This window comes from Dyadobacter psychrophilus (genome assembly GCF_900167945.1).
In the GTDB taxonomy this organism is placed as follows: Bacteria; Bacteroidota; Bacteroidia; order Cytophagales; family Spirosomataceae; genus Dyadobacter; species Dyadobacter psychrophilus.
In genome coordinates this window covers 156964-181574 of record NZ_FUZA01000004.1, presented here as the reverse complement: position 1 = coordinate 181574, position 24611 = coordinate 156964, and the positions used below count along the sequence as shown (strand labels likewise).

Here is a 24611-nt window from a genome sequence, read left to right as displayed (position 1 = left end):
AATTTTCACTTTTTTTGCCTCCCCGAGGAAAAGTATTTTGCAAACACAGGCATCTCTTTGTATTCCTGAAACTTGGTGAGCAACACACCCAAAAGTATAATCACCAATCCGATGATCTGCACGGCATTGAACGTCTCGCCCGCGATCATCCAACCCACAATCACAGCCACCACCGGATTCACATATGTATGCGTGCTCACCAGCGCTGGCGGGCGAATGGTCATAAGCCAGGTAAATGCCAGAAATGCAACCATAGAACCCATTGTAATCATATAAATCAGGCTGCTCCAAGCTTCGAAGGAGACACTTGACAACGAAAACCGTGGATATTCTCCCGCTAATCCAGAGAAGAAAGCACTGGCGATTCCCGCAGCCATCAGCTGAATTCCGGCCAGCATAACATTGGAATATCCGGCAGTATCCGCCTTTTTGCTGAACAGCGACCCGGCCACCCACAATGCTGCGCTTAATATCAACACGAGGTTTCCGATCAGCTGCATGTTTTCAGTGCCTGCCTTGGGAACAGCCGCGTAAGAGAATAACACCAGGCCAACAAAACCCAAAAGCAACCCGGCAATGATGGTTTTTTGCGAGAAATAAAACCTCCACAACTTGCGGTCAAACAGGATAAACATGAACGGTTCGGTGGCAATCACCGTCGCCGCATGACCCGAACCAATGTATTGCTCCGCCCAGGTAACCAGCCCCGAACCTCCGACCAGCGCGATCGTGCCGCCGATGGATGCAGTTGTGATAATATTTGCCGGCGGAATCCGATGCCCTTGCACTTTGGCAATCAGAAAAAGCAAAATCCCAGCTGTAAAGTAGCGAAACGCACAAAAAAGGAATGGCGGAAAGCTTTCCAATCCAAAAGTAATCGCAATATAAGTGGTGCCCCAAATCACATAAATCGCAAAAAAGGCCAGTGCCACTTTCCATTGCGCAGTGTCTTTGCTTTCCATAAAACGACGTTTTATTTATTGAATGTGTTGCTGTTTTTGGCTTACCTAAAAATCAGACCATCAATTAACATTACATGTCCAATTTTCGACAAAAACTGGACATGTCCTTATAATCTGTTCAGAAAATGGACATATATTTGCATCATGTTCAATTTAGCCTTAAAACTGGACACGTAATAAATGGGAAAATACGATCGTAACAAGCCATATAACACATTACCATTGCTACCGCCTCCTGCCAGCATTGAAGATGATATCGATGTGTTGAAAAAACTTGTTTCAGCATCTCGCGCACTTGCAACAGTCAACGCTACGGTTTTACGCATTCCAAATCCACTCATGCTAATAAACACCATTGCTTTGCAGGAAGCTAGGACGTCAACCGAAATTGAGAATATTTTCACAACCGAGGATGACCTGTACAAAGCAGTTTCCGACACAGCAAAAGAGGACCGAACCAACATTGCGACAAAGGAAGTGCTTCGTTACCGGGAAGCACTTTGGGCAGGATATCATGAACTTATAAAAAGCAATGAAATAAATACTGGTCTGATAATCAGCATCTTTCAGCAAATAAAAGATACAACGTCTCAGCTGCGGGTGCCGCAAGCCGTGATTGTCATTAAAAGAGGGGAAAGTGAGTTTAGAGCAGGAGAAACCATTTACACGCCACCAAGGGGATCAGGAATAATTGAAAATCTAATGGCAAATTTAACGGAATATCTAAACGACGATCAAAAATATCCGGCGGATCCGCTTCTTAAAATGTGTATTGCACATTATCAATTTGAGGCTATTCACCCATTTCAGGATGGAAATGGCAGAACCGGACGTATCCTTAATCTGTTGTATCTCGTAAATAAAAATCTGCTTTCGCTCCCCGTTTTATATTTGTCTCAATACATTATAAAACATAAGGATGAATACTATCACAACCTGGCTGGTGTTACGCAACGGGGTGAATGGAAAAACTGGATTTTGTACATGCTCGACGCCGTAGAAAAAACGTCTTTGTTTACCAGCGATCTTATCTCCGACATTTTGAGTCAAATGCTGGAGACTTTTTTGCATGGCAAGAAACATATCAAATGGTACAATAAAGAAGTCAATGAGGTTCTTTTTAGCCAACCATATAGTAAACCGAAAACGCTCGGTGAGGCAATTGGCAAAACTTCCCGCACCACGCTGGCAAAATATATGGACGACCTAGTTCATGCTAAAATCCTGACACCCAAGCGGGACGGCAAAGAAATTTATTATATAAACGAAGACCTGATTAGAATTTTACAACCATAAGTAACCAATCAAATGATCCGCATATCAACCCTTCCCGTCATCGAAAACGCCGAACAATTTAATGCGGCAACGCTTATCCTGCTTGTGGACGTGCTTTTTGTGGGCGACACACCAAGGAAAATGCGGGAGCACATCAAGAATAATCATGGTGGTTTTATTTATGATAAGAAGACCTACATTCCGATTACATTAACAGGTACGCCGCAGAGCCTTCTTGCTAACGCGGGAACGCCCATTGTTTTTAAATTTGATCATGGTTTTCAGAATGACTATCATTTCAATGGCAACCTCGACGCGGCTATTTTTCACAAAAAACTGTATGATATTTCGCATCTTGCGGGGCAGTCTTCCATTCAGTTCGTGAAAGAAGAGGAATTTATTATCGAGCGTTATCTGTCAGGAGCACGTGTATATATTGAGCCGGAAAAAGAAGCTAAACTGCTCGCGCCGATCACAAAAATGCCCGCTATTGGCATGAAAGCGATGAAAGGTCTGGCGCCGGTGAAAAAATAACTGAAATCAGCGACAATGTCGAAGTTATATAGTGTACTCCGGTTCAAATGCCCGCGCTGCCACAAGGGCGATCTTTTCGTTAAAAAGAATCCATACAGTTTCAAAAACGCATTGCAAATGCCCGACCGGTGCCCGGTTTGCAATCAGGATTTCCAGATCGAGCCAGGATTTTACATTGGTGCATTGTGGACCAGTTTTCCGATCGTGATCTTCATTATGGCACTCCTGTCCGCGCTCCTTTTGATTTATTTAAAAATGGAGCTCAACACATTCTTTATAACCATTACTGCCATCCTTTTCCTCCTCCAACCGATCATTATCAGGCTCGGCAGGGCAATTTGGATTAATGTTTTTGTTGATTTTAAAGAAGAAAGCTAATTCTAGAGATCAATTTTTGAAATCGCTTTTCCCCAATTTTTACCCAAAACTGCGACGCCTTGTTCATTCGGATGCAGAAAGAATGTTCCTGCCTGGCCTTCTTCGGGCTTGAATAGCTTCTTGGCGTTTTTCTTGAAATACTTAAACGACTTCGTGTCCCCCTTAAAAACCCTTCCCGGCTGCGAAGTTTTGTATTCCTTAATCAGCTCGTCAATCTCCGGAACATAACTTTCAAGTCTGGCAAGTCCTTCCGCCAGATATTTCGATCTATTGTAGGTGTTGGTGCTATACCAGATTGGATGGTGGATAATCACTTTACCGCCCGGATACTTATTAAGCAGCTCATTGACAATCGTTTGCAAATTTTTCCTATAATCTTCCTTCGAGACCGGCGCGCCGTTGGGTCCTTCCATAGCGCTGTCGTTTGTTCCCAATTTCATGGAAAACAACAGCTGGTGGTCTTTTTGCTGGAACAGACTATCAGCAGCTTTGGTAGCCAGTGAAAAGTATTTTCCGTGGCCCGGCAGCCAGTCCACCGTAGTAGAACCACTCCTGCCTACATTTACAAACGACACATCCTGAATGCCTTTCTCTTCTTTAAGATAATTAACCGCATGCGTTGGCGGCGGAAATCCGTTTGTGCCTCCTTTGCCTTGCGTAATGCTGTTTCCAATGAAAACGATGGCGAGTTTTGATTCTTTTTTATTTTGGGCGACGACTTGCAGCGTGGCTACAAGCAGGAAAATAAGCGTAGAAAATTTAAATTTCATTGAGTTTAGTGTTGAAAATGGGGTAAATGGATAGTTACTAATGCTGCATCAATATAAGTCACCATCGCGCACTAAACAAATGTTGGCAAAGCACATACTTACTTTACTAATGCCTTGGTCAATTGGGACAAACTCACCACGAAGGGAACTCCGGAAAATCTGTTCGGCTTATAGCCTGCTAATTTTGTGATGTCCCATTTTTGGCTTTCAAATTCACTTTCAACCGTAAAATCAATGTGATACACCAGATATAAGGATCCTTTTGGTTTTGGATAATGCTTTTTCTCTAAATCTTGTTTTGAAAAAATCCTCGGACCGTCTTCTTTCAGCTTGCATAACCTGCCCGAAACGGTTTCCCGCGGCCCGTGTAACAGCAAATATTTTGCTTCTGCCTGCTTCGCACCAAGCGGAAGAGAGCCGCTATCTGTGCCCGTTCTGAAATTGTAAAGCCTGTTTTTCTCAATCCAGGCGAGCTGTTCTGCATTTTTATAAAAACCAATGATCACAAATGTTTCATCGGGAATCAGGCTGCGGTTTTCACCCAATGTTTCGGGCAACTGCTCTGTGACTGCCTCGTTGTTTTTGGATTTATAAATGTCATAACTGCGGAAAGCGGCCTTTTCACGCTGAGAAGCACGGTTCAAAAAATGCTGCGTTACATCGTTTAGAAAATTGCGAAGTGCATTGATTCCATTATTTGTTTTGGACGGGCGTACCGCAAATGCACCCAGGCCAGGGATCAGTTCATTGAAACCCTTCCACTTAAACGGCTTCTCTCCTTCCCCCGGATACAAGACATAAGCACCGGCTGTTCTGCGGATTGCGTCTTTGTACGAATGCATTTTCAAAAGATCGTCCCGCTTATATTCCTTGAAGGACTCGACCCGGTATTTTGCGTCAAAATGAATGTGTACGATTAATTCCTCCGTTTCAGCCTGTGCCTGACTAATGCCGACAGGCCATATCGAGAGTGTAAAATCAGGACGCATGCCCGTTGTCCAGCTGCCGGGATTAGGATAGTCGTTTTTACCGGAGAATGATCGGTTGAAGCTGAATTCTACATTAAGCCTTCGCGAAGGACCATTGAAAATTCCCTGAACAGCCACATGCTTCCCGTGCTTTAATTGCAAGCCCAAACCGTCCGCTGTGGATTTGAGCAGACTGCTGAGACTCACCGGGGTAATGTCAAAGACATCCCGTATCAAATCCAAAAGCTGAAAAAACAGCCAATATTCATAAAGCACCGCAACGTCCTTTTTCCCAGCGGCATACACATCGTCCCCTCCGCGCCAGACCAGCTTTGCGGCCAGGTCGAACATTAGCCAAATCCTGAAAATCTCCTTATAACCAGCTTTTCTTTGCAAAACCGGACTGTTCAGAGACAACATTGCCGGGTTACTGATCCGCTGAAAAAACGGATTTGTCAACATCAGATCAAGCTCATTTTCCAGGATTGACGCCTCTTCGAATAGTCTGCTGCTATTCTTTGCGCACGATTTGAAGTCACTAACCAACGCGACAAAACCGGTTAAAGCGTGTTTGACAAACCGATTTTCGGACGTATCCAATGATTCTGTTTTCGAAAACATTGTAACGCGTGCCGGGATGTTTCCGAGCTTTTTGTGCAGCGAATGTGAAGAAGGAATGCTTATTCTATTACCTGAACCCGCCATGTGCCTGATTATCCTGCCATCGACCCGCCGGATCTTGCGAATGTCTTTCAACTCCTCATTTTCCGACCACTTTGTCACCGGCACACCGATTATTTTCTGAACAGCACTAACGAATTCATCAGACTGCAAAATTGATCTAATAAAGGCAAACCGCTGATATAATGTCCGCGAATCCTGATTGAAATCAACCGTAAAGTTATGTGTCACAGGTGAATTGTGCGCCAGCAGCAGATCGGTGCAATGCTCGGTAATGTTTTCGAGCATTAACCGGTAATCCTGCCTGTAACTGGCTTTTTTCGAGCGGATTTCAACTTTAATTTCCGCGCATTTTTGCTTCTGTGGTGTAAGTATTTCAAAAGTCGCTGTTCCTGTATAAACGTTAGGAGCCAATCTCCCCGAGCCAGGATTGATTTTAGAAGGATAAACAATCTCGGAAGCTTTCAAACAATAATTATCCGAGACGCTGTATTCATAAAAATGCCCTTCCACCAGCTGGATCCGGGCTTCCCCGTTTTCAAATGCCTCCAATTGGTCGACCTTAAAGATCGTTTCCAGGTTGCTGTCCTCACCGATGATTTTCAGCTCAATAGATGTTGCCCGGATTGAATGCTTAGCGAAAGTCCGTTTTCCATCAGGCTTCGGCAAAGCTTGTAAATCCGTTGTCGATGAGGCTTTTGTACATTCTTTTAAGCTTTTCCAATGTGACAGGATAATGTACTATGCCCAATTCTGCCAGTTCTTTTTTTGAATTTAAAAAATTCTCAATTTCGTCAGCATCTGAGCCGCATAACGCTGCTAATGTCTTCAAAATGGGTTCCAATCTGCGCCTAGATCCATGCACTTTTGGCAATAACTTCTGGACTATCGCAGCATCAATGATCTCACTTACTTTCCATTCTGGTTCAATGTAATTGGCGATGGCTGCAAAACGCACAATTTCTGCCGCGCTTCGATAACCAAACTCTGCACCCGCTTTTTGCAGCTGCTCAAAAAAGCTTAGTAATGCATTATTGATCAGCGCTTTGTCACTCATTTCAATCTGCTTATTTAAAACCAGCTCGACAAAACCTGTTGCCATTAAGCAGCCAGATCTGCTAATTGAATCCAGATTTAACGTGCAGTCAAGACTCAAAAAATGCGCCATTTCCTCCCTTATCACCCGAAACTCAATCACATTGGCGCGGTCCAGAACCTTTGGACTGAACATATACGTTGTTTCGTCAATATTGACAGTGCCGATGATAAACAAGTTTTTTGGAAGCCTGATCCTGGAAGGAACATTGTCATGCTTTTGGGTGTATCCGGGATGCAGTCTGATATCGCCACCTGATTCCATTGCGCTCAGGAAATCAGCGAAGTAGCGCTCAACGTGGCTAAGGTTCATTTCGTCGAGAATGAGGAAATAAGGCTTTGCGGGATTTTCACCTGCCAATATGATCAGATCCAGCACGCCGCTATCCGGCTTCACATATTTGCCTTCTTCCAAAGCATTGGGATAGCCCAGCAACGGCTCGCGATTTGTCCAGTCCGCACCTACGGCCACCAGGCAAATCTGATCTTCGCTTTCACAAATCCATTTTGAAAACGCCTGCGCAAGTTTCGTTTTGCCGGAACCGGAAAGGCCGGTAAGGATGACAAATGGCTTGGCCAGCAGCGAAGTGACAAAGCGTAATGTGAAGTTGGGATTAATGTGCAGGTTGCATCGGGCAATGCTTTTTTGAAATGCCTTGTAGTCAAACGCTATTTTACGATTTGGCTTCCTTTTAGGTAAAACCGGCCTTTCGCCCACCGTTTGCTTATAGATGCCGATGATTTCCACGAGATCTTCCTCGACCTCCGCTCTATCCATCTTCGCCGGATCATAGGCTTTAAAAACCAGCGACGCGCCATAACGGGCCGGTTTTCCAAAATTATGACGTTTAAAATAGTCACTGATCCTGACCGGATTTGCCAGTTTCCAATTCGTATTGGGCGGAATAGTTTCGCTTAACCCATAGCCCAGGATGAGCAGGTTCTGCTTTTTGAAATAAAGATAAAAGGGATAAATGCCGTTGGTGATCGTTTGCCCTTCGGCCAGAAAAGCGATCCAGGTAACCCTGGCCGGATTGCCCTTTCCAAAACTCAGCTTGACTTTTAAGCCGTTAAAATGATCAGCAAAATGCGCAGTTTTAAGACTGTCAGTCTGCGACTGTTCCAGAAACCTGGAAAGTTCGTCGAAGTATTCCATCAAATAGTGTGTTCAGAGGTCTTTAAAATTCATCCCCGTTGAGGTTTTAAAGATGCTGAATTTTTATCTCTATTCAATGGAAACTTGTTAGTTTTCAAGACTATTAAAAAAAAGCTGACGAATTGCGGAGATGTGGGCTATTAAAACAAGAGGGACTACTACAGCAGGAAGCAGTACAAGTGGAAAATATGTTATGCCGATATTAGGCTGATCAAAAGACAGTTGCTGAAAAGGCGTTTTTGCCGTTAAAATTGCAATGCTAACAACATTGATAAGTAATATCAACCCTATCACATTCCAAATAAGCAACAGTCTATGACCAGCTTTTTTGGTAACAAAAACGAAATAGAAAATAATAACGGCTGAAATACCGGACAATATATCAAAATTATTTCCTTCGAAAGTCATTAGTTCCGGGATAAAACCGGCTGCAAATACATAGTAAAGGACAATCTCAACCGGCAACCGAACGACGTGCAGCAATGTCAGGAATTTCATATCAAGGCCGTCCAAAAAAAGCTTCCCTTTACTAGACAAACAGAGATATCCTGCAAGCAGGAACCCCGGACCAATCAACAATGTCAATCGCGGCGGAATAGCTGACTCCACTTTGTAAAAATCAAACAAGCTTAGCAGCGACTGAAATAGGATATAGAGAATTAAAATACCTAAGATCCCGATTGATTTACTTGTTGCAAAATAGAACGCGACCACTGCATACACAACAACAGCGCCAAAGAGAATCAGAATAAAAATTGGTACATCGAGCATGGTTTCAATGATTTAAAAGCCACGCAAAGATCTCGCTGCTAACAGCCAATAATTCTTGCCATTTGACAAGAAATCACTTTTGGGAAAACTTTTTTCTGATTCTGCTTAGTGATGTGTCAGTGACACCTAAGTAAGAAGCAATATGTTTTAATGAAGCATTCTGGAATATTTCGGGATTCGAATAAAGTAATGCCTCATATCTCTGATCCGCCGTTTTATTGATCATGGACAACGTTCGATTTTTGAACGCTACAAATCCTTTAACTAAAACAGCTCTCCCAAATTCACGAAATTCGGGAATCGCATGAAAAAGTCCATTAAGCTCATTAAAGGACAGTACCCAGCCGGCAGCGTCTGTGAGCGCTTCCATATTTTCCTGAGACGGGATTCGTTGAAAAAAAGAGCCGACTTCAAATACCGGTGTTTTTTGAGAGAAAAAATTAAGTGTTATTTCGTTACCATCCACATCAAATAGGTAAGACCGCATAAATCCTCTTTCGAGAAGCAGGTATTCGTCACTGATTGCACCTTCCTTCAAAAACACATCTCCCTTGACCCACTCTTTCTTTCTGAATTTTGATGCAATAGCAATTGCTTTTTCCGGCTCGATACTAATCGTCTGCTTGATATAACTGGCTAGAAATTGAATATCACTGTCCATGCAAGTTAAAAAGGCTGTTTAATCAATATTAGCCGGCTATCAGCTTATTCCCCCAAAGCCAGCTTAATGTGCGCCAGATGATGCTGCAAATGCCAAACTGACATAGCCAAGGCCTGTTTTTGGTTAAGCCATATTTTTCGAAGTGGGTGAAAATAAGCTTTTCCAAATGCCTCCTCGTCCAGGCTTGCCGCGAAATATGCGTAGCGCTGGTTCGTGCCGGCGAGTATTTGAAGCGACTCTGCAATGGGCATTTCGAGCGAGTCGGACGTAACTGCCCAGGAGTCCATGTTGATCATCGTAGGATCCTTGTAATCCGGCTCAGTAACGGCTTTTTTCATCCGGAAATAGTGCAGCAATGCAATGTCAGCCACATGGTGGATAAGCTGACGAATGTCCCAGCTTCCTTCGCGATAAGTTTTGGTAAGGTCTTCATCTCCAAGATTTTCCGCCAGCTTTCTATATTCCGACGCGCTGTTTTTGATTATCTGGATAAAGCTTTCGATTTCCGCTGGTGAATAGTCATCTTTCAGGACGAATGGTCCGATGGGAAATTTACGGTCTGTCATGGCTTTGAGTGACTGCTAAACTGTATTCTTTTTCTTTTTTACTTCAACAAAAATGGCTCCTGCGATCAATCCGACCAGTAAGAGTGAGCTTACGAGGTCAATTTTACTTCCAACAGCCACAGAAACCGGCTCGAAACTGAACTTGATCGTATGTTTTCCGGCTGGCACTCTTAATGCCCTCAGAATATAGTTCGCGCGCAGCATATCGGCAGGTTTGTCATCAATAGTCACCTTCCATTCGTCGCGGACATTGTAATAGATTTCTGAGAAAACAGCTAGTCCTTCGCTTTTGGAATTGCTTTCGTAGATCAATTCATTCGGCTTGTAGCTTGTGAGGCTGATCTTGTCGGTTGAATCTGCCTGCAAAGTTAAACCTGTAAGTTTGGAAGCAAATTTCTGATCGAGGACAGCTTCTTCTTTGGGCTTTAATGAGTCCAATGCGGCCATTTCAGCATCGGCATTGGGCACTACTTTATAACTTTTCACAAACCAGGCATTGCCAAGCGCTCCGGGATTTGTCTGAGCCACTTTGTTGCCCTGCTGATCCGGAATCAAAATGTATTTCGTATTCAACATATTGATAATGTTGGAATTAGGCTTTTGAGTAGCGATTTGCCGCTCAAACAATTCCTGATAACGACGCAGCTTTGCACCGTGATAACCTCCAAGTGATTTGTGGAAATACGAGGCATCAGCGCTGTTGAATGGTCCCTGGCGCGACGAAAGATCGTAAACACGATAGTTCGGATCCGTATCCCTTAAAATCTGCTCGTCGGCAGGCGAAGGCGTGGTTATGCCCTGTGCTGCATAACTGCTTACAAAGTCTTCATTGTTGAGATATCTTTTATCAATGCCAAAAAGGTCAAAAATCACCAGTACCAGCAATGTTCCGTAAAACAGAACAGGTTTCACTTTGTCCTTCATCGCAAACCAAACCAGTCCGGCGGCAAGCAAGAGAAATATCAGGCTTCTGATTGCATCGCTTTTCATCAAACCTGCCCTATCCTGAACAATCGAATTCATGATCTGCTGTGCAAATGCCTTATCCTGGGTAGACGGCATCAGATATTGCTCCACATATTGCGGATCACCGGCACCCTGAAAATTAAAAAATACGCCCGGCATCAGGGCCAGAATGAGCGTAACGCCGCCGGTAATGCCCAATGTAATGAGGAATGATTTCTGAAATTCCTTCCATTCCACCCGTTTCTGAGCAATTTCGGCCAAAGCCAGCACGCCCACAAGCACCATTAGCAGCTGCGCCAGCGAAACAACCATCGTCATCGCCCTGAACTTGTTGAACATCGGGAAATAGTCGAAAAACAGGTAATTTATTCCTGCAAAACTTTTACCCAAAGCCCATATAATGTAAAGAAGTATGACGCCCCCAGCCCAGTATTTGATCGGATTTTTGACAATAAACAAACCGAGTACAAAGAGGAAAAAGACAATGATCCCGACATAATTCGGGCCACCCATAATCGGCTGATCGCCCCAGTACAGCGGTTGCTGCTGAATTACATTCAATGCTGATGCAGGATCTACCCCTCTTCCCACCAACGTTTTATATGTTTCAGAAGTGTTGGAAAGCGGCCCGTATGACGTGCCTCCATAAGCATTGGGAATCACCAGTGTCAGTAATTCTCCGAAGCCATAACTGTAAGTAAAAGCATATGTTTTGTCCAGGCCCGAGCCGTTGGCATCGGCAGTTGCCGCTGCACCAGGGGCAGTAACCCTGGGTGTAAGTTCGGATTTACCTCGGATGGTTTCTTTGGTATAATCAAATGCATTCCAAAGACGTGTTGTATGCGTCCCCACCGCCACCACCGCAGCGAAAGCAAGGCCTGCTAAAACAAGCGTCAGGTCTTTTACCAAACCCCTTTTTATATAAGAAACACTCTCTATAATGACCAGAATAATGATCCCGATTCCCAGGTAATATGTGATCTGAACGTGGTTAGCGTATAATTCAAGCGAAAGGAACAGACCGGTTAATGCGGCCCCGGCAAGCCAGTTTTTCCTGAAAGCAAGGATCACGCCCGCCAAAACGCCCGGCGCATACATGATCGCAATCACCTGCGATACGTGCCCGGCTTCCAGATTAATCACATTAAATGCTGAAAATGCGAAAGCGACCCCGCCGATGGCGGCGAGCCAGCTTCCTGCGCCTAACACCAGGAAAAGAATGTACGCGCTTACCATTCCAATGAGGAAATAGTTGGCTGGCGCTGGTAAAATGCGGTTAATCGCTTGTCCGAGCTTGGTAGAAACGCTTGTGGGATAATCTGCTGCTACGAGGTAAGCGGGCATTCCGGAGAACATTCCGTTGGTCCAGGCCGACCATATCCCTGTTTGTTTGTTATAGTCCAAAACTTCGCGTGCAGCTCCTTTGGCTTGTACATCATCCTGGGCCGTCAGTTTTTTACCTTGCAAAACCGGCGAGACGTACGCAATGGACAGAATCATAAAGCCTATTACCGCGACAAGATGCGGCCAGGAACGCTGCCATGAAATCAAATTTTTCATTCGTTAACGCATATTAAATTTCTATTAACCGCCGCAAATATATAAGTATTGATATATGTTTGGGGTGTTAATTCTGAATCTTCATCCGGCATTTTTTTAACAGAATTCGGAATCAGGTCGTATATATTAAGAAAATACCGGATAAATTTGCGGAAATTGTGCCTTTAAGGTTTTAAAGGAACTGAACAGCGAACGAAAGAAGTAACCCAAAATTAAATGAAAAGAATTGGAGTATTTACCTCAGGAGGAGATGCACCGGGTATGAACGCCTGCATCAGGGCGGTGGTCCGCGGTGCCTGCTACCATGGGATCGAAGTTTATGGAATAAGAAGAGGATATAGCGGAATGATTGCCGGTGATCTCTACAAAATGGAGTCTCACTCGGTTAGCAATATAGTACAAAGAGGAGGCACAATCCTTAAATCGGCAAGGAGCAAGGAGTTCATGACTCCGGAAGGACGTAAAACAGCATATGAAAATCTTCAGGCAGCCGGCATAGAAGGACTGGTGGCCATTGGCGGAAACGGAACATTCACCGGCGCAATGATATTTGGTAACGAATACGGCATCCCAACTGTAGGCGCACCCGGAACAATCGACAACGATTTGTACGGAACAGATTACACGATCGGTTTTGACACAGCCGTAAATACTGCACTCGACGCGATTGACAGGATCCGTGATACGGCGAGCTCACACGACAGGATATTTTTTATTGAAGTGATGGGCCGTGACTCAGGTTACATTGCGGTGCAGTCCGGGATTGCAGGCGGCGCTGAGCTGGTAATGGTTCCGGAAGTATTAACCCCGATTTCCGAAGTTGTAGAAACCCTGAAACAAGGATGGAGCCGTTCTAAGTCGTCTTCGATCATTATTGTAGCAGAAGGCGATGATGAAGGAAGTGCGCAGGAAGTTGCCGAAAAAATCAAAGGTCAGGTTGATGAGAATGCCGATATCCGGGTAACGACATTGGGTCACACCCAGCGCGGCGGTCCACCATCAGCATACGACCGTATTTTGGCGAGCCGTCTGGGTCTTGGCGCTTTGGAAGGTTTAATGGGCGGGCAGAAGAATGTAATGGCCGGAATTATTAATAACGAGCTGGTTTATACGCCTTTTGAAGATACAATCCGTCTCCCTAAGCCTATTAATGAGGATTTGTTGAGAATGGTAAAAATATTGAGTGTGTAAATAAAGGTTACGGATCAGGTGTAGCCCACCAATTTGTAAACGACATTTCCTATCCATTCATGCCAAAGCATGCTGAAACCGGCGATTGCGTCGGGGCTTGGGACCAGGAAATCGTGCAATCTTAAACTGTAATACCCACCATAGAAGTCGGCCGGAAAAGTGGCAGTGCGTATGCCTACCTTCGCAAAACATCCGGCCGACCGGCGCATGTGGAAAGCCGAAGTGATCAGCAGATATTTCCCGGCCGGAAATCGTTTTCTTAATATTATAGACGAAAACATCGCGTTTTCCCGCGTATTCCGGGCTTTTTCTTCAAATAAAATATCCCCGGGCGGCACACCCCATTGCACCATCAGGTCTGCGGCTTGCCTCGTTTCCCCTTTTCCTTCCAGCATGAGCTCACCCGAACTGCTTCCGGTGATCAATATTTTTTTGATCTTGCCTGCTTTATAAAGCAAATAGGTCTGCAAAACACGGTCTCCGCGTTTGCCCAGCACGGCATGGTCTTCGGCAGGATGGTTGGAATCCATAAGCCCTCCCGAAAGCAAAATCCCAACATCATATTGCCCGTCCAACTCATTCATATTCACCGGTTTTGGTTCCCACCAGTTCAGGGCAGTATTCACCAGGAATGTATTGGAGATCAGATAAAGCAAAATAAAAGCGGTTATCGCTGTCGATTTTCTTCGTTTGCGATTTTGGGTAAACAAACTATACAGCAGTAAAACGAAAACAATGCTCAGCGGCATCGCGATAAAATCTATTGCTTTGGACAGAAAATAAAACATTTGGATAAGATGCTGATAGAAGTTATCGTTTTGAAGTTAATTTTGTGGCTTTCACAAAGTTTGATCCAGCCAAATATACCATTCGTAAGCAAACAACTTTTAGCCTGATGAAAAATTATAACCGCGCATTATTCCTTTTACTGGTACTTTTTACTGCTTCTCATGCAGGCTTTTCACAAGGTTACCGCATACAGGCAACGATTAAAGGACTCGCGGATTCATCATTGGTAATCGGACATTACAGCCGGAACAACACTACATTTGTACCAAAAGACACGGCAAAGGCAGACGCGAACGGCAAAGTAGTGTTTGAAGGAAAAACAGACCTGCCAGGTGGCTTATACGTGATCCTGTTTCCTGGAAACCGCAGCTGGGTTGAGTTGGTGTATTCAGGAAAAGAGCCGAATTTTTCAATTGAAACGGATACAGTGGATGCGATCGGCAATATGAAGGTGACCGGATCGACGGAAAATGAGCTTTTTTATACTTATCAGAAAAAATTAAAATCCGGTGCGCTCGAAATTGAGTCGCTGAAAAAAAGCGGAAGCACCGATGCAGGAGCCAAGATCAGGGCTTTGCAGGACAGCTTTAATGCATATCGTTTAAAAACGCTTGCTGATAACCCGCAGGCTTTTACGGTGAAATTGTTAAAGATGTCCGCAGATCCGGAAGTTCCTGCTGCTCCTAAACTGGCGAACGGCAAACCGGATTCCATCTGGGTTTTTAATTATTACAAAGCACATTACTGGGACAACTTCGACTTCTCCGACGCCCGAATTATCAACACTCCTTTTCTGGAACCCAAATTGGACCGGTATATAAAAAATCTGGTCGTTCAAAGACCGGATTCGCTGATCAAAGATGCGGATATGCTTGCAAAAAAAGCATCGGCCAACAAAGATGTGAAGTCACAAGTGGTTTTATACATTACTAACCAGTACGAAAATCCGAAAACGGTTGGTACAGAGGCAGTTTGGGTGCATATGGCACAGAAATACTATCTTTCCGGTGAAATGGGCACTTCTGAGGATGTAAAAAAACGCATTACAGAAAAGGTCAATACACTAAAAGATCTGCTGGTTGACAAAACCTTCCCGGCTTTAACTTTAACCGATCCGGCAGGTAAAAAAATTAGCGTACAGGGCCTGGATGCAAATTATAGCGTCATTTTCTTCTATTCTCCTACCTGCGGACATTGCAAAGAAGCTGCGCCGAAGCTTAAAGCATTTTACGAAAAGAACAAAGCGAATGGCATCAAGATCATGACCGTTTCCACTGATCATAACATGGAGGAATGGAAAACATTTATCAAGGAGCAACATCTTGAAGACGTTCCCAATGGTTTCGACGCATTGAACCAGATTGATTTCTTAAAGAAATTTGACGTGGTGACGACGCCAACCATTTATATTCTGGACAAAAACAAAAAGATCATTGCCCGCAAAATGCCGGTAGAGCAACTGGAAGATTTCCTAAACTATTACCAAAGCAAACTCGCCAGGAAACTATAAGAAAGCTACGCAAATGGGAGCCTTCACAGCAATGCTTTCTGACTTAAAAGCAAGCTTCCCGGTTGCAGCATCCACATCATAAACAACCAGATTATCAGTGGTTTGGTTAGCGACGATCATAAACTTTCCGCTGGGATCAATGTTAAAATCCCGCGGCGTCGAAATTGATTTCGTTTGCTGGTCCACCATTTCCAAAGCTCCATTTGCCCCGATTTTGAAGCCACTAATTGAATTATGGCCACGATTGGAAACGTATACAAATTTACCGTTCGGATGCAAATGAATGGCGGAACTGGTGTTTGACGGCCCCGCATAGTCCCTAGGAATGGTTGGATAAGTGTTAACGGCCTTAATGACGCCATTTTTATCTATCGTGCAGGAAGTAAGCGTTGCTTCAAGTTCGTTCAACAGGAAAAGTGACTTTCCCGAAGGATGAATGATCAAATGACGTGGTCCGGCGCCAGGTTTTCCTGAGAAAAATGGTTGCGCAGGATTAGGTTTGAGCGCACCTCCCTTGTTGTCCGCCACGTAATTCATGATTTTATCTGATCCCAAGTCTGTCACATAAACATATTTTCCGTCCGGCGATGCAGTTGCAAAATGCGCATGTGCCTTTTCCTGGCGTTTCGCGTTTGGTCCGGTTCCTGTGAATTGTTCTGTATAAGTAGGCGCGGTTACTTTGCCATCCGCCTGCAAATCATAAGCCGTAAAGCTTCCTCCGCCGTAATTGGCCACATATGCCGTCTTTCCCGAGCTATGCACCGAAACATGGCATGGCCCGGCTCCTGCCGACGACTCGCTGTTCAGGTAAGTCAGCTTTTTGTCCCCGCCAATGGCAAACGCGACGATTTTATCGCCACCGACGGTATATAAATTCTTTTTATTGGGTGAAATCGCCACATAGCCAGGGCCAACGCAATTATTGAACGTATCAATCAATGTAATTTGGCCAGTCGACATATTCAGTTCGCAGAGCGAAACAGAAGAGTTTGCGCCTTTATCCTGTGTTCCAATGTAGAATGCAACCGTTTTGTCCTGGAAAGACACGCTTACCAAACCGGTCAGCAACAATGCAAAAATTGTAACTAGCTTTTTCATGAATTTTTTGATTTCGTAAGGCAACTTGAAAAGGAAAGCAGCGCAAAAGGCATTTTTAATGTTATTTTGAATAATATAAACTGACCGATTCACAAAAAACATACATATGGACACGATCACCTGGCAGGACTTTGAAAACGTAGACCTCAGAGCAGGAACTATTATACAGGTTGATGATTTTCCAAAAGCAAGAAAACCAGCATTCAAACTCAGAATTGACCTCGGACCGGAAATTGGGATTAAGAATAGTTCAGCCCAGATCACCAAACGTTACACCAAGGAGCAACTCCTCGGCAAACAGGTTCTGTGCGTCACAAACTTCCCCGTAAAGCAAATCGCCGACTTCAAATCCGAAGTCCTCACAACCGGCTTCATCCTCCCCGACGGCGAAGTAATCCTTTCCAGTCCTGATTATGAAGTGCCGAACGGAACGCGGCTGGCTTGAAAATCCCGGAGGGATGAAACGTCATGCACGTTGTTTCATCCCTCCGGGATTTAAAAATTGCACGCGAATATCGTTTTCTACAAACATTGTATCCCTCTGGGATTTTAACCGCCCGACGAGTAAAAACAAAAACTCTGTAATTCATTTATATAATTCTGTAACAACTCCGCGGGACTTTGGGTTGATATTTGCAGAACAATAATTGATAATACAGACAGAAATAAAACAATGGAAACGCTGAAATTTAAGACCAATATAAAATGCGGAGGCTGCGTAGCTACTGTTACGCCGTTCCTGAACGAGGATAATGCGATTGAAAACTGGAATGTAGATTTGGAAAGTCCGGAGCGGATTTTGAAAGTGGAAACGAGCAAAACACCTCAGGAAATCGCACAACTTATGAAAAAGGCAGGCTATAATGCGGAAGAAATAGCGTGATAATTAATATCTTTGAATGATATGAAAAGCAACTTACACCGATCGATCACTGTTTTCATGGCCTTTTTGGTCCTGATGAGCAGTACGGGCTTTGCCTTTATCGAGCATCATTGCTTGGTACGCGGCAAATCGGTGCAGGTTGTTACTGATCTCAAAAAAGACTCTTCCAAAGATAAGGAGGGTTCATCTTGCTGTGCCAAAAGCAAAAATTCGAAGGAAGCGAAAGGGATTTTCTTTAAAAAAACCGATTGCTGCAAAGAAAGCCAGACGTTTGAAAAGCTGCAAGTCACGACTTCCGCCATTCACGAGCTGGCTAAACTGCTGAAAACTTGGAGCTCAGATCAGCTGTTTTTCGTTCAACAAGGCTTTTTATCATTTATTGAACAGGAAATAGGGGCAAATGCCCCGCCTGCTTCAGATATATCCTTCTCCTCCCGATTGCATGGGAAGAGTATGCGCTATGCAATCCAGTCACTCTTGATTTGATACATTGATTTCAATTGTAACCGTGCAACACTTTGCTTACTGGCAAAGAACCGCACCGCTTCTCTTTTGTATCAATGAATTAAATAAATCATGCTTAAATTTCTGACGGGAGGGATATTCTTTCTTGTTACTTCCTCTCTTTTCGCACAGCGTATAACGGGCTCAGTCAATGAGCAGGTGCCCGATAGCAAGGATCTTAAACCGATCACGGGTGCAAATGTTTACTGGTCCGGGACAACGCAGGCCACGACTACGGACACCAGCGGACGTTTCAACATTCCCCGCTCGGCGCAATCCAATTTGCTGGTTATCAGCTTCGTGGGCTTTCGGAATGATACGGTTAAAATGGGTGCTGAAAACGATCTGCAAGTGGTTTTGCAAAGTGATCAAACATTGAATGAAGTCGTAGTTCGCGGCAACACGTCAACGATCGACAGGCTTTCGCCACATCAGACCGAGATCATTACCACCCGCGCATTGGCCAAAGCGGCTTGCTGTAATCTTTCCGAAAGTTTTGAAACGAACGCATCCGTCTCCGTCTCTTACGCCGACGCGGTTACAGGCTCCAAACAGATTCAAATGCTGGGATTGAACGGAACTTATATTCAGACCAACATTGAAAACATTCCTTCCATCCGCGGATTGGCCTCCACTTTCGGGCTCAACTTCGTGCCGGGAACCTGGATCCAGTCGATCGATGTGGGTAAAGGAGCGGGTTCTGTTGTGAATGGTTATGAGTCCATGACGGGGCAGATTAATGTTGAAATGCAGAAACCGGACAGTCGTGAAAAGCTGTATCTGAACACGTATGTCAATAATTTTGGCCGCGCGGAAGTGAATTTAAACCTGGCAACGCAACTGAACGAAAAGTGGAGCACAGGGCTGCTGACACACGCCAGCACATTACGCAACCGGGTGGATAAAAACGGGGACGGATTCCTGGATATGCCCCTTTACACCCAGTACAATGTGGTTAACCGATGGAAATATCAAAGTGACAAAGTGATGGCGCAGTTTGGAGTGAAAGCTTTGTATGAAGATCGTTTGGGTGGGCAAAAAGATTTTGAAAAAGACATGAAAGGAACGACGCAAGCTTATGGGTTTGGTGCCAAAGTGAACCGTTATGAGTTCTTTTCCAAGATCGCACGGCTGTTCCCGGATAAGCCTTACAAAGGATTGGGTTTTATCCTAAATGCCTCATTACATGATTCCAAATCATATTTTGGCCTTAATAATTATGATGGAACTCAAAAAACCATGTATGGAAATCTGATCTATCAATCGATCATTGGCAACACAAACCATTCTTATAAAACAGGTCTCAGTTACTTGCTAGACAATTATAATGAGCTTTACAAAGACATGCGACTGGCCAGAAACGAGTCGGTGCCAGGGGCATTCTTTGAGTATACTTACAATAATCTGGATAAGTTTGTGCTCGTTGCAGGTGGTCGTGTCGATTTCCACAATCTTTACGGGACACAATGGACGCCGCGTTTGCATTTGAAATACAGTCTGACCGACCAAACCACGCTTCGGGCTTCGGCTGGAAAAGGGTTCAGGGTTTCCAATCCACTGGCTGAGTATTACGGAAATCTGGTTAGCTCGCGCACAGTGCAATTTCGGGAAAGCATTCGGCCCGAGGTTTCCTGGAATTACGGCGCAAGTGTGACACAGGACTTCAAATTGGGCAATATGAGCGGAAATCTGATCGTGGATTTTTATAGGACAAATTTCGAAAACCAGCTCGTGGCTGATATGGAAGATCCGCGTTACATTCGTTTTTACAATCTGGAAGGCAATGCATATGCAAACAGTTTTCAGGCCGAGGCGAATTTGACACCAATCAAACGCCTGGAACTAAAACTTGCTTACCGGCTTTTTGACGTAAAACAAACCATTCGCAATGTATATGACGAAAATGTGTTGCTGCCAAGAATGATGGTAAGCCGTGACCGGGTGCTTTTTAATGCCGGATATGCGCTGCCTTATGACAAATGGAAATTCGATGCCACGGTGCAATGGAACGGAAAGCGTCGGATCCCGTATATGGGCCACGTCGATGATCACCATATCCCGGACAACCTGACTTCAACCATGTCACCGTCATTTTATAATTTTAATGCGCAGGTCACCCGTACATTTCCAAAGTGGGACATTTATCTGGGCGGGGAAAACCTGGCCAATTTCCGTCAGAAAAACCCGATCATGGGCACGGATGAACCGTTTGGACAACATTTTGATGCTGGAATGGCCTGGGGACCGGTTGTAGGACGAATGATTTATGCAGGAATACGTTATAAAATAATAAGATAATTGAAGAGCCTTATGAAACTGCATATAAAAAACATGGTTTGTGATCGTTGCAAGCGGGTTGTCCGGGAAGAACTGGAAAATCTGGGCATTGGATTGCAGTCAGTCGCATTGGGTGAAGTTGAAACCGCAACGGATATTGATCCTGAACTTTTGATAAAAGTCAAATCTACTTTGGAAAAAAGTGGGTTTGAATTACTCGATGACCGGCGGCTGGCGATTGTGGAGCATATTAAGACATTGATTATCGAAGAAGTGCAGTATTTAAAAGGCCATAAGCCTGAGCAGCAGAACTTTTCGGATTATTTGTCTGAAAAAATCGGTTACGAATATTCGTATTTGAGCAACCTTTTTTCTTCTGAAACCGGGCAGACCATCGAACAATATATTATCGCCCAAAAGACAGAAAAAGTAAAAGAATGGCTTTCGTATAACGAGTTGACATTGAGCGAAATGGCATGGCGATTGTCATATAGCAGCCCCGCGCATTTGAGTAATCAGTTCAAAAAAGTGACGGGCATGACGCCGGGAGAGTTCAAGAAAAGCACTTTGGCGCGAATAACCCTCGATAAAGTGGGCCATTGAATCAGACATTAAACAAACCTTCAATCATCATGAAAAATGTACTTTTTGCTGTGGTAATGCTTCTTTTCACAGCCTGTGGAGGAAACAACCACAAAACTGAGAAATCTGCGAATGAGACTACCGCAGCAGCAGGGAAAAAATACGCATGTCCCATGCAATGTGAGGGAGAAAAAACCTACGCAGAAGCTGGAAAATGCCCGGTTTGCAAGATGGATTTACAAGAAGTAGCCATGGGAGAAACAGATTCTACGGGACACAATCATTGATCATTAAAACATTAGAAATTATGAAAACGACCATCTTATCCATTTTGATAGCCCTTTTTGCCGGGGTTAACATGGCTCAGGCCGACGGTGACAAGGAGATCAAAATCAAAACTTCTGCGATTTGCGAAATGTGCAAGGAACGCATTGAGCGTAACCTGGGCCTTTCCAAAGGCGTGAAAGAATCCAATCTGGACTTGAAAGACAAAGTAGTTACGGTGAAGTATAATCCGAATAAAACTACGCCGGAAGCCATAAAGGCAACGATTATCAACACAGGCTACGACGCGGATACGCAAGTTGCTAACCAGAAAGCGCACGATAAATTGCCGAACTGCTGCCGGAAAACGGCCGCTGCGCACTAGTAACAAAACCACTTTGTCATGAAAAACAACAGACTAAAAATGCTGGCATTAGCCAGCATAATGACCGCCTATTTCCCTGTGTTGGCGCAGCACGAGCATCATCAGGAGCCCAAAAAAGCCACCGCTAAGCCCGCTGAGCATGATATGAAGGGCATGGATCACAAAAACATGAAAGCTGATACTGTCGATCATAGCAAGATGGATCATAGCAAAATGGACCATGAAAATATGAAGCATGATACGGGGCATATGACGCATAGTTTTTCCCTCAGCCTGCCGATGACGCGCAACGGCTCGGGCACAGGCTGGCAGCCCGACGCGACGCCTATGTATGCCTACATGAAGCACGCAAGTAAGTGGAATTACATGTTGCATGGAAGCGTTTTTTTGCGCTATACGGCCCAAAACTTCAATAATGATGGCCTGAAAGGATCGAAATCAAAGGTTAGTGTGCCAAACTGGTTCATGGGCATGGCGCAACGGCAGATCGGTAAAAATGGTTTGCTGAATGTCCGCGCGATGGTTTCGCTGGACAGATTATTAGATGGCGGAGCAGGTTATCCCCTTTTATTCCAATCCGGAGAAACCTGGAAGGGCGAGCCGCTGATCGACAAGCAACATCCGCATGATCTTATCTCCGAGCTTTCCGTTGCTTACACCCAAAGGCTGAATGAGAACATTGACCTGACCCTTTATGCGGGTTATCCCGGCGAGCCCGCACTTGGCCCGACAGCATTTATGCACAGAATGTCCGCTTTCAATAATCCGGATGCGGTTTTGGGACACCATTGGCAGGATGCAGCGCACATTACATTTGGTGTGGTAACAGCGGGGATCCGGCTTTGGAAATTCAAATTGGAAGGTTCGTCCTTCACCGGTCGTGAGCCAAACGAAAACCGTTTTGACTTTGACAAACCGCGATTTGACTCATACAGTTACCGGTTATTATTCAATCCCTCGACGAACTGGGCATTGCAGGTGAGCAGGGGTTTTATCAAAAATCCAGAACCATTGCACGGCGGTGAAAATGTGGACCGGACAACAGCCTCCGTTCAGCATTCGGCTAATTTGAATGGTAAAAACCGATGGATCTCAACTTCTGCCGTTTGGGGATTGAATGAAGCCGGCGGCCACCATAGAGAGCATTCTGCTTTGCTGGAATCTAATGTGCAGTTGGATAAATGGGCTGTTTACGGTCGTTATGAATGGGTTCAGAAAAGCGTAGACGAGCTAGGCTTCCCTGGAAATATCAGAATTTCGAAAGATCAATTCCCCATTTCCATGTTCTCAATCGGCTTAAACCGTCAGATAGCTTCATTCCAAAATACGCTCTTGCAAGCCGGCGGCCAGATCGGGATTTATTCGATTGACAAATCACTGAGACCAATTTATGGCGAAACGCCGCTTTCCGGGCAGGTTTATCTGCGCATTACGCCGGGACTCATGCGAATGTAATGTTGTGCGCTTATATTTCAAGAAAGCTGCCATTCATCCTGGCAGCTTTTTGTAGTTTTGCGCATCATTAAAAATAAACCCCTCTCGTGGCCTGGTATCACAATTATTTCAAAGGACTCCCGCAACGCGCCTGGAAACTGCACCAGGATGAAGAATACACTGATTATGAAGTTGATTTTCTGCGGGATGTGTTAGAAATAAAAGAAGGCAGCAGAGTTTTGGACATGCTGGCTGGTTACGGGCGCCACGCAATTCCGCTTGCCGAAGAAGGTTGCAAAATCACTTGTATTGATATTTCGAGTGAATACTGTGATGAATTGAAAGCGGTTTCAAAAAAGCAAAAATTGCTTTTGACAGTCATCTGTGACGATGTGCTGCAATGTGCTATCGAAGAAAATGCATTTGATGCGGCTTACTGCATTGGAAATAGTTTCAGTTTTTTCCCAAGGGCCGAAATGCAGCAGTTTATTTCAAAAATGGCAAATGCTGTAAAGCCAGGCGGCCACATCACTATCCATACTGAAAACCTTGCGGAAAGCATTCTTCCAAATTTCCAGGTGAGAAACTGGATGCCAGTAAAAGATGATATCATTTATCTTGCCGAAAACGAATATCGACCCGAGGAAGGCTATATTGAGGCAGAACAAACATTTATTTCCGGTTCTGAAAAAGTGACGCATACGGTTCGTCAACACATTTTCACGCTTTCGGAAATTACTTATATGTTTGAATCTGCGGGTTTGCAGGTTGTAGGAACATTCGGGAATTTGGAAGCCGACCCATTTGCTTTGGGTGACGAGCAGCTGTATTTGGTTGCCAAAAAATTGTGATCAATGCGGCAATTTAGGTCTTAATAAACCGTATGTCCAGGTGCCGGCAATGGCGCTGAGCAATGTAACAATCACCGCCAAATATCCGGCGCCAATCTGCGCAAACAAGGGTCCGGGGCATGCACCGGTTATGGCCCAGCCAAATCCGAAAAGCAGTCCGCCGTAAATCTGGCCTTTGCTGAATGTCTTATCGGGGATCACAACCTCTTCGCCCGAAATGGTTTTCAGGTTGAAACGCTTTATTAATTGAACCGAAACCAGTCCCACCAGCACCGCAGAGCCGATTACGCCGTACATGTGAAAAGAATCAAACCGGAACATTTCCTGAATCCGAAACCAGGAAACGATCTCTGCTTTCACAAAGACGATCCCGAAAAGTAAGCCGGTAACCAGATATTTGAAATTCGAAGTAAATCCTTCTGCCAGCTTTTGCGTGTTGCTTCCGTCGCTATCATCTTCTAAAAGAGCACGAACCTGCGTATTTTCTACCTTTTCCATTT

At 44.6% G+C, this 24611-nt stretch carries 25 protein-coding genes; 14 read left to right on the top strand and 11 right to left on the bottom strand.

All coding sequences use genetic code 11. The features are described 5' to 3' along the window. Window positions 1-5: 5 nt before the first annotated feature. Window positions 6-962, bottom strand: a complete 957-nt coding sequence (locus tag B5X68_RS16745) for an EamA family transporter (protein WP_082215906.1) — start codon at window positions 960-962, stop codon at window positions 6-8. Between the two features lie 180 nt (window positions 963-1142). On the opposite strand from B5X68_RS16745, the gene B5X68_RS16740 reads away from it, so the two are divergent. The 3 genes from B5X68_RS16740 to B5X68_RS16730 are packed head-to-tail and all read left to right on the top strand — an operon-like array spanning window position 1143 to window position 3149. Continuing rightward, window positions 1143-2258, top strand: a complete 1116-nt coding sequence (locus tag B5X68_RS16740; RefSeq protein ID WP_082215905.1) for a Fic family protein — start codon at window positions 1143-1145, stop codon at window positions 2256-2258. A gap of 12 nt (window positions 2259-2270) precedes the next feature. Continuing rightward, on the top strand, window positions 2271-2771 hold the full coding sequence (locus B5X68_RS16735) for a hypothetical protein (RefSeq protein ID WP_082215904.1): 501 nt from the start codon (window positions 2271-2273) through the stop codon (window positions 2769-2771). 15 nt (window positions 2772-2786) lie between these two features. Continuing rightward, window positions 2787-3149 carry a DUF983 domain-containing protein gene (locus tag B5X68_RS16730; protein ID WP_082215903.1) on the top strand — a complete coding sequence of 121 codons (363 nt, stop codon included), beginning with the start codon at window positions 2787-2789 and terminating at the stop codon, window positions 3147-3149. A 2-nt stretch (window positions 3150-3151) separates the two neighbouring features. Here the strand turns inward: B5X68_RS16730 and B5X68_RS16725 are convergent, their stop codons facing one another. The 7 genes from B5X68_RS16725 to B5X68_RS16695 all read right to left on the bottom strand — a co-directional run bounded on the left by B5X68_RS16725 (window position 3152) and on the right by B5X68_RS16695 (window position 12343). After that, a complete protein-coding gene (locus tag B5X68_RS16725) occupies window positions 3152-3919 on the bottom strand; it encodes a GDSL-type esterase/lipase family protein (protein ID WP_082215902.1) in 768 nt (255 codons plus the stop codon). A 98-nt stretch (window positions 3920-4017) separates the two neighbouring features. Next, window positions 4018-6237: a DUF2357 domain-containing protein gene (locus B5X68_RS16720; protein WP_141110323.1), complete on the bottom strand. Its 2220-nt coding sequence runs from the start codon at window positions 6235-6237 to the stop codon at window positions 4018-4020. Further along, the gene (locus tag B5X68_RS16715; protein ID WP_082215901.1) at window positions 6224-7819 is read right to left on the bottom strand and encodes a DUF8727 domain-containing protein; all 1596 of its coding nucleotides are present in this window, start codon (window positions 7817-7819) and stop codon (window positions 6224-6226) included. Before B5X68_RS16715 ends, B5X68_RS16720 begins: the two co-directional genes overlap by 14 nt. 87 nt (window positions 7820-7906) lie before the next feature. Continuing rightward, window positions 7907-8590, bottom strand: a complete 684-nt coding sequence (locus tag B5X68_RS16710; protein ID WP_082215900.1) for a DUF8737 domain-containing protein — start codon at window positions 8588-8590, stop codon at window positions 7907-7909. Between the two features lie 73 nt (window positions 8591-8663). Further along, window positions 8664-9251 (bottom strand): Crp/Fnr family transcriptional regulator, encoded by a 588-nt coding sequence (locus B5X68_RS16705; RefSeq protein WP_141110322.1) that lies wholly within the window; start codon window positions 9249-9251, stop codon window positions 8664-8666. 44 nt (window positions 9252-9295) lie between these two features. Continuing rightward, on the bottom strand, window positions 9296-9817 hold the full coding sequence (locus tag B5X68_RS16700) for a DinB family protein (RefSeq protein ID WP_082215899.1): 522 nt from the start codon (window positions 9815-9817) through the stop codon (window positions 9296-9298). 15 nt (window positions 9818-9832) lie between these two features. Continuing rightward, window positions 9833-12343, bottom strand: a complete 2511-nt coding sequence (locus B5X68_RS16695) for a hypothetical protein (protein WP_082215898.1) — start codon at window positions 12341-12343, stop codon at window positions 9833-9835. 216 nt (window positions 12344-12559) lie between these two features. Here B5X68_RS16695 and pfkA point away from each other — a divergent pair, with 216 nt between their 5' ends. Then, the gene (gene pfkA, locus B5X68_RS16690; protein WP_082215897.1) at window positions 12560-13534 is read left to right on the top strand and encodes a 6-phosphofructokinase; all 975 of its coding nucleotides are present in this window, start codon (window positions 12560-12562) and stop codon (window positions 13532-13534) included. Between the two features lie 14 nt (window positions 13535-13548). Here the strand turns inward: pfkA and B5X68_RS16685 are convergent, their stop codons facing one another. Further along, a complete protein-coding gene (locus B5X68_RS16685; protein WP_082215896.1) occupies window positions 13549-14322 on the bottom strand; it encodes a YdcF family protein in 774 nt (257 codons plus the stop codon). 107 nt (window positions 14323-14429) lie between these two features. Here B5X68_RS16685 and B5X68_RS16680 point away from each other — a divergent pair, with 107 nt between their 5' ends. Next, window positions 14430-15833 (top strand): TlpA family protein disulfide reductase, encoded by a 1404-nt coding sequence (locus B5X68_RS16680; RefSeq protein ID WP_082216150.1) that lies wholly within the window; start codon window positions 14430-14432, stop codon window positions 15831-15833. On the opposite strand, the gene B5X68_RS16675 is transcribed toward B5X68_RS16680, so the two are convergent. Further along, the gene (locus tag B5X68_RS16675) at window positions 15828-16931 is read right to left on the bottom strand and encodes a lactonase family protein (protein WP_082216151.1); all 1104 of its coding nucleotides are present in this window, start codon (window positions 16929-16931) and stop codon (window positions 15828-15830) included. The genes B5X68_RS16680 and B5X68_RS16675 overlap by 6 nt on opposite strands. A 106-nt stretch (window positions 16932-17037) precedes the next feature. Between B5X68_RS16675 and B5X68_RS16670 the strand changes: the two genes are divergently transcribed. From B5X68_RS16670 to B5X68_RS16630, 9 genes are all read left to right on the top strand, one after another. Next, complete coding sequence (locus tag B5X68_RS16670) at window positions 17038-17376, top strand: tRNA-binding protein (RefSeq protein ID WP_082215895.1); 339 nt, start codon at window positions 17038-17040, stop codon at window positions 17374-17376. Between the two features lie 228 nt (window positions 17377-17604). After that, a complete protein-coding gene (locus tag B5X68_RS16665; protein ID WP_082215894.1) occupies window positions 17605-17814 on the top strand; it encodes a heavy-metal-associated domain-containing protein in 210 nt (69 codons plus the stop codon). A 21-nt stretch (window positions 17815-17835) separates the two neighbouring features. Beyond that, window positions 17836-18300, top strand: coding sequence for an HYC_CC_PP family protein (locus B5X68_RS16660; RefSeq protein WP_082215893.1), 465 nt, complete (start codon window positions 17836-17838; stop codon window positions 18298-18300). 90 nt (window positions 18301-18390) lie between these two features. Further along, complete coding sequence (locus tag B5X68_RS16655; protein ID WP_082215892.1) at window positions 18391-20616, top strand: TonB-dependent receptor; 2226 nt, start codon at window positions 18391-18393, stop codon at window positions 20614-20616. Window positions 20617-20628: 12 nt separating this feature from the next. Beyond that, window positions 20629-21198, top strand: a complete 570-nt coding sequence (locus B5X68_RS16650; RefSeq protein WP_082215891.1) for a helix-turn-helix transcriptional regulator — start codon at window positions 20629-20631, stop codon at window positions 21196-21198. Between the two features lie 29 nt (window positions 21199-21227). Next, the gene (locus tag B5X68_RS16645) at window positions 21228-21464 is read left to right on the top strand and encodes a heavy metal-binding domain-containing protein (protein WP_082215890.1); all 237 of its coding nucleotides are present in this window, start codon (window positions 21228-21230) and stop codon (window positions 21462-21464) included. 20 nt (window positions 21465-21484) lie between these two features. Continuing rightward, complete coding sequence (locus tag B5X68_RS16640; protein WP_082215889.1) at window positions 21485-21826, top strand: heavy-metal-associated domain-containing protein; 342 nt, start codon at window positions 21485-21487, stop codon at window positions 21824-21826. Window positions 21827-21844: 18 nt separating this feature from the next. Further along, window positions 21845-23281 carry a hypothetical protein gene (locus B5X68_RS16635; protein ID WP_082215888.1) on the top strand — a complete coding sequence of 479 codons (1437 nt, stop codon included), beginning with the start codon at window positions 21845-21847 and terminating at the stop codon, window positions 23279-23281. Between the two features lie 86 nt (window positions 23282-23367). Next, window positions 23368-24111 carry a class I SAM-dependent methyltransferase gene (locus tag B5X68_RS16630; protein ID WP_082215887.1) on the top strand — a complete coding sequence of 248 codons (744 nt, stop codon included), beginning with the start codon at window positions 23368-23370 and terminating at the stop codon, window positions 24109-24111. Here B5X68_RS16630 and B5X68_RS16625 read toward each other — a convergent pair whose 3' ends face one another. Then, window positions 24112-24609, bottom strand: a complete 498-nt coding sequence (locus B5X68_RS16625) for a DUF6691 family protein (RefSeq protein WP_082215886.1) — start codon at window positions 24607-24609, stop codon at window positions 24112-24114. Between the last annotated feature and the right edge of the window lie 2 nt (window positions 24610-24611).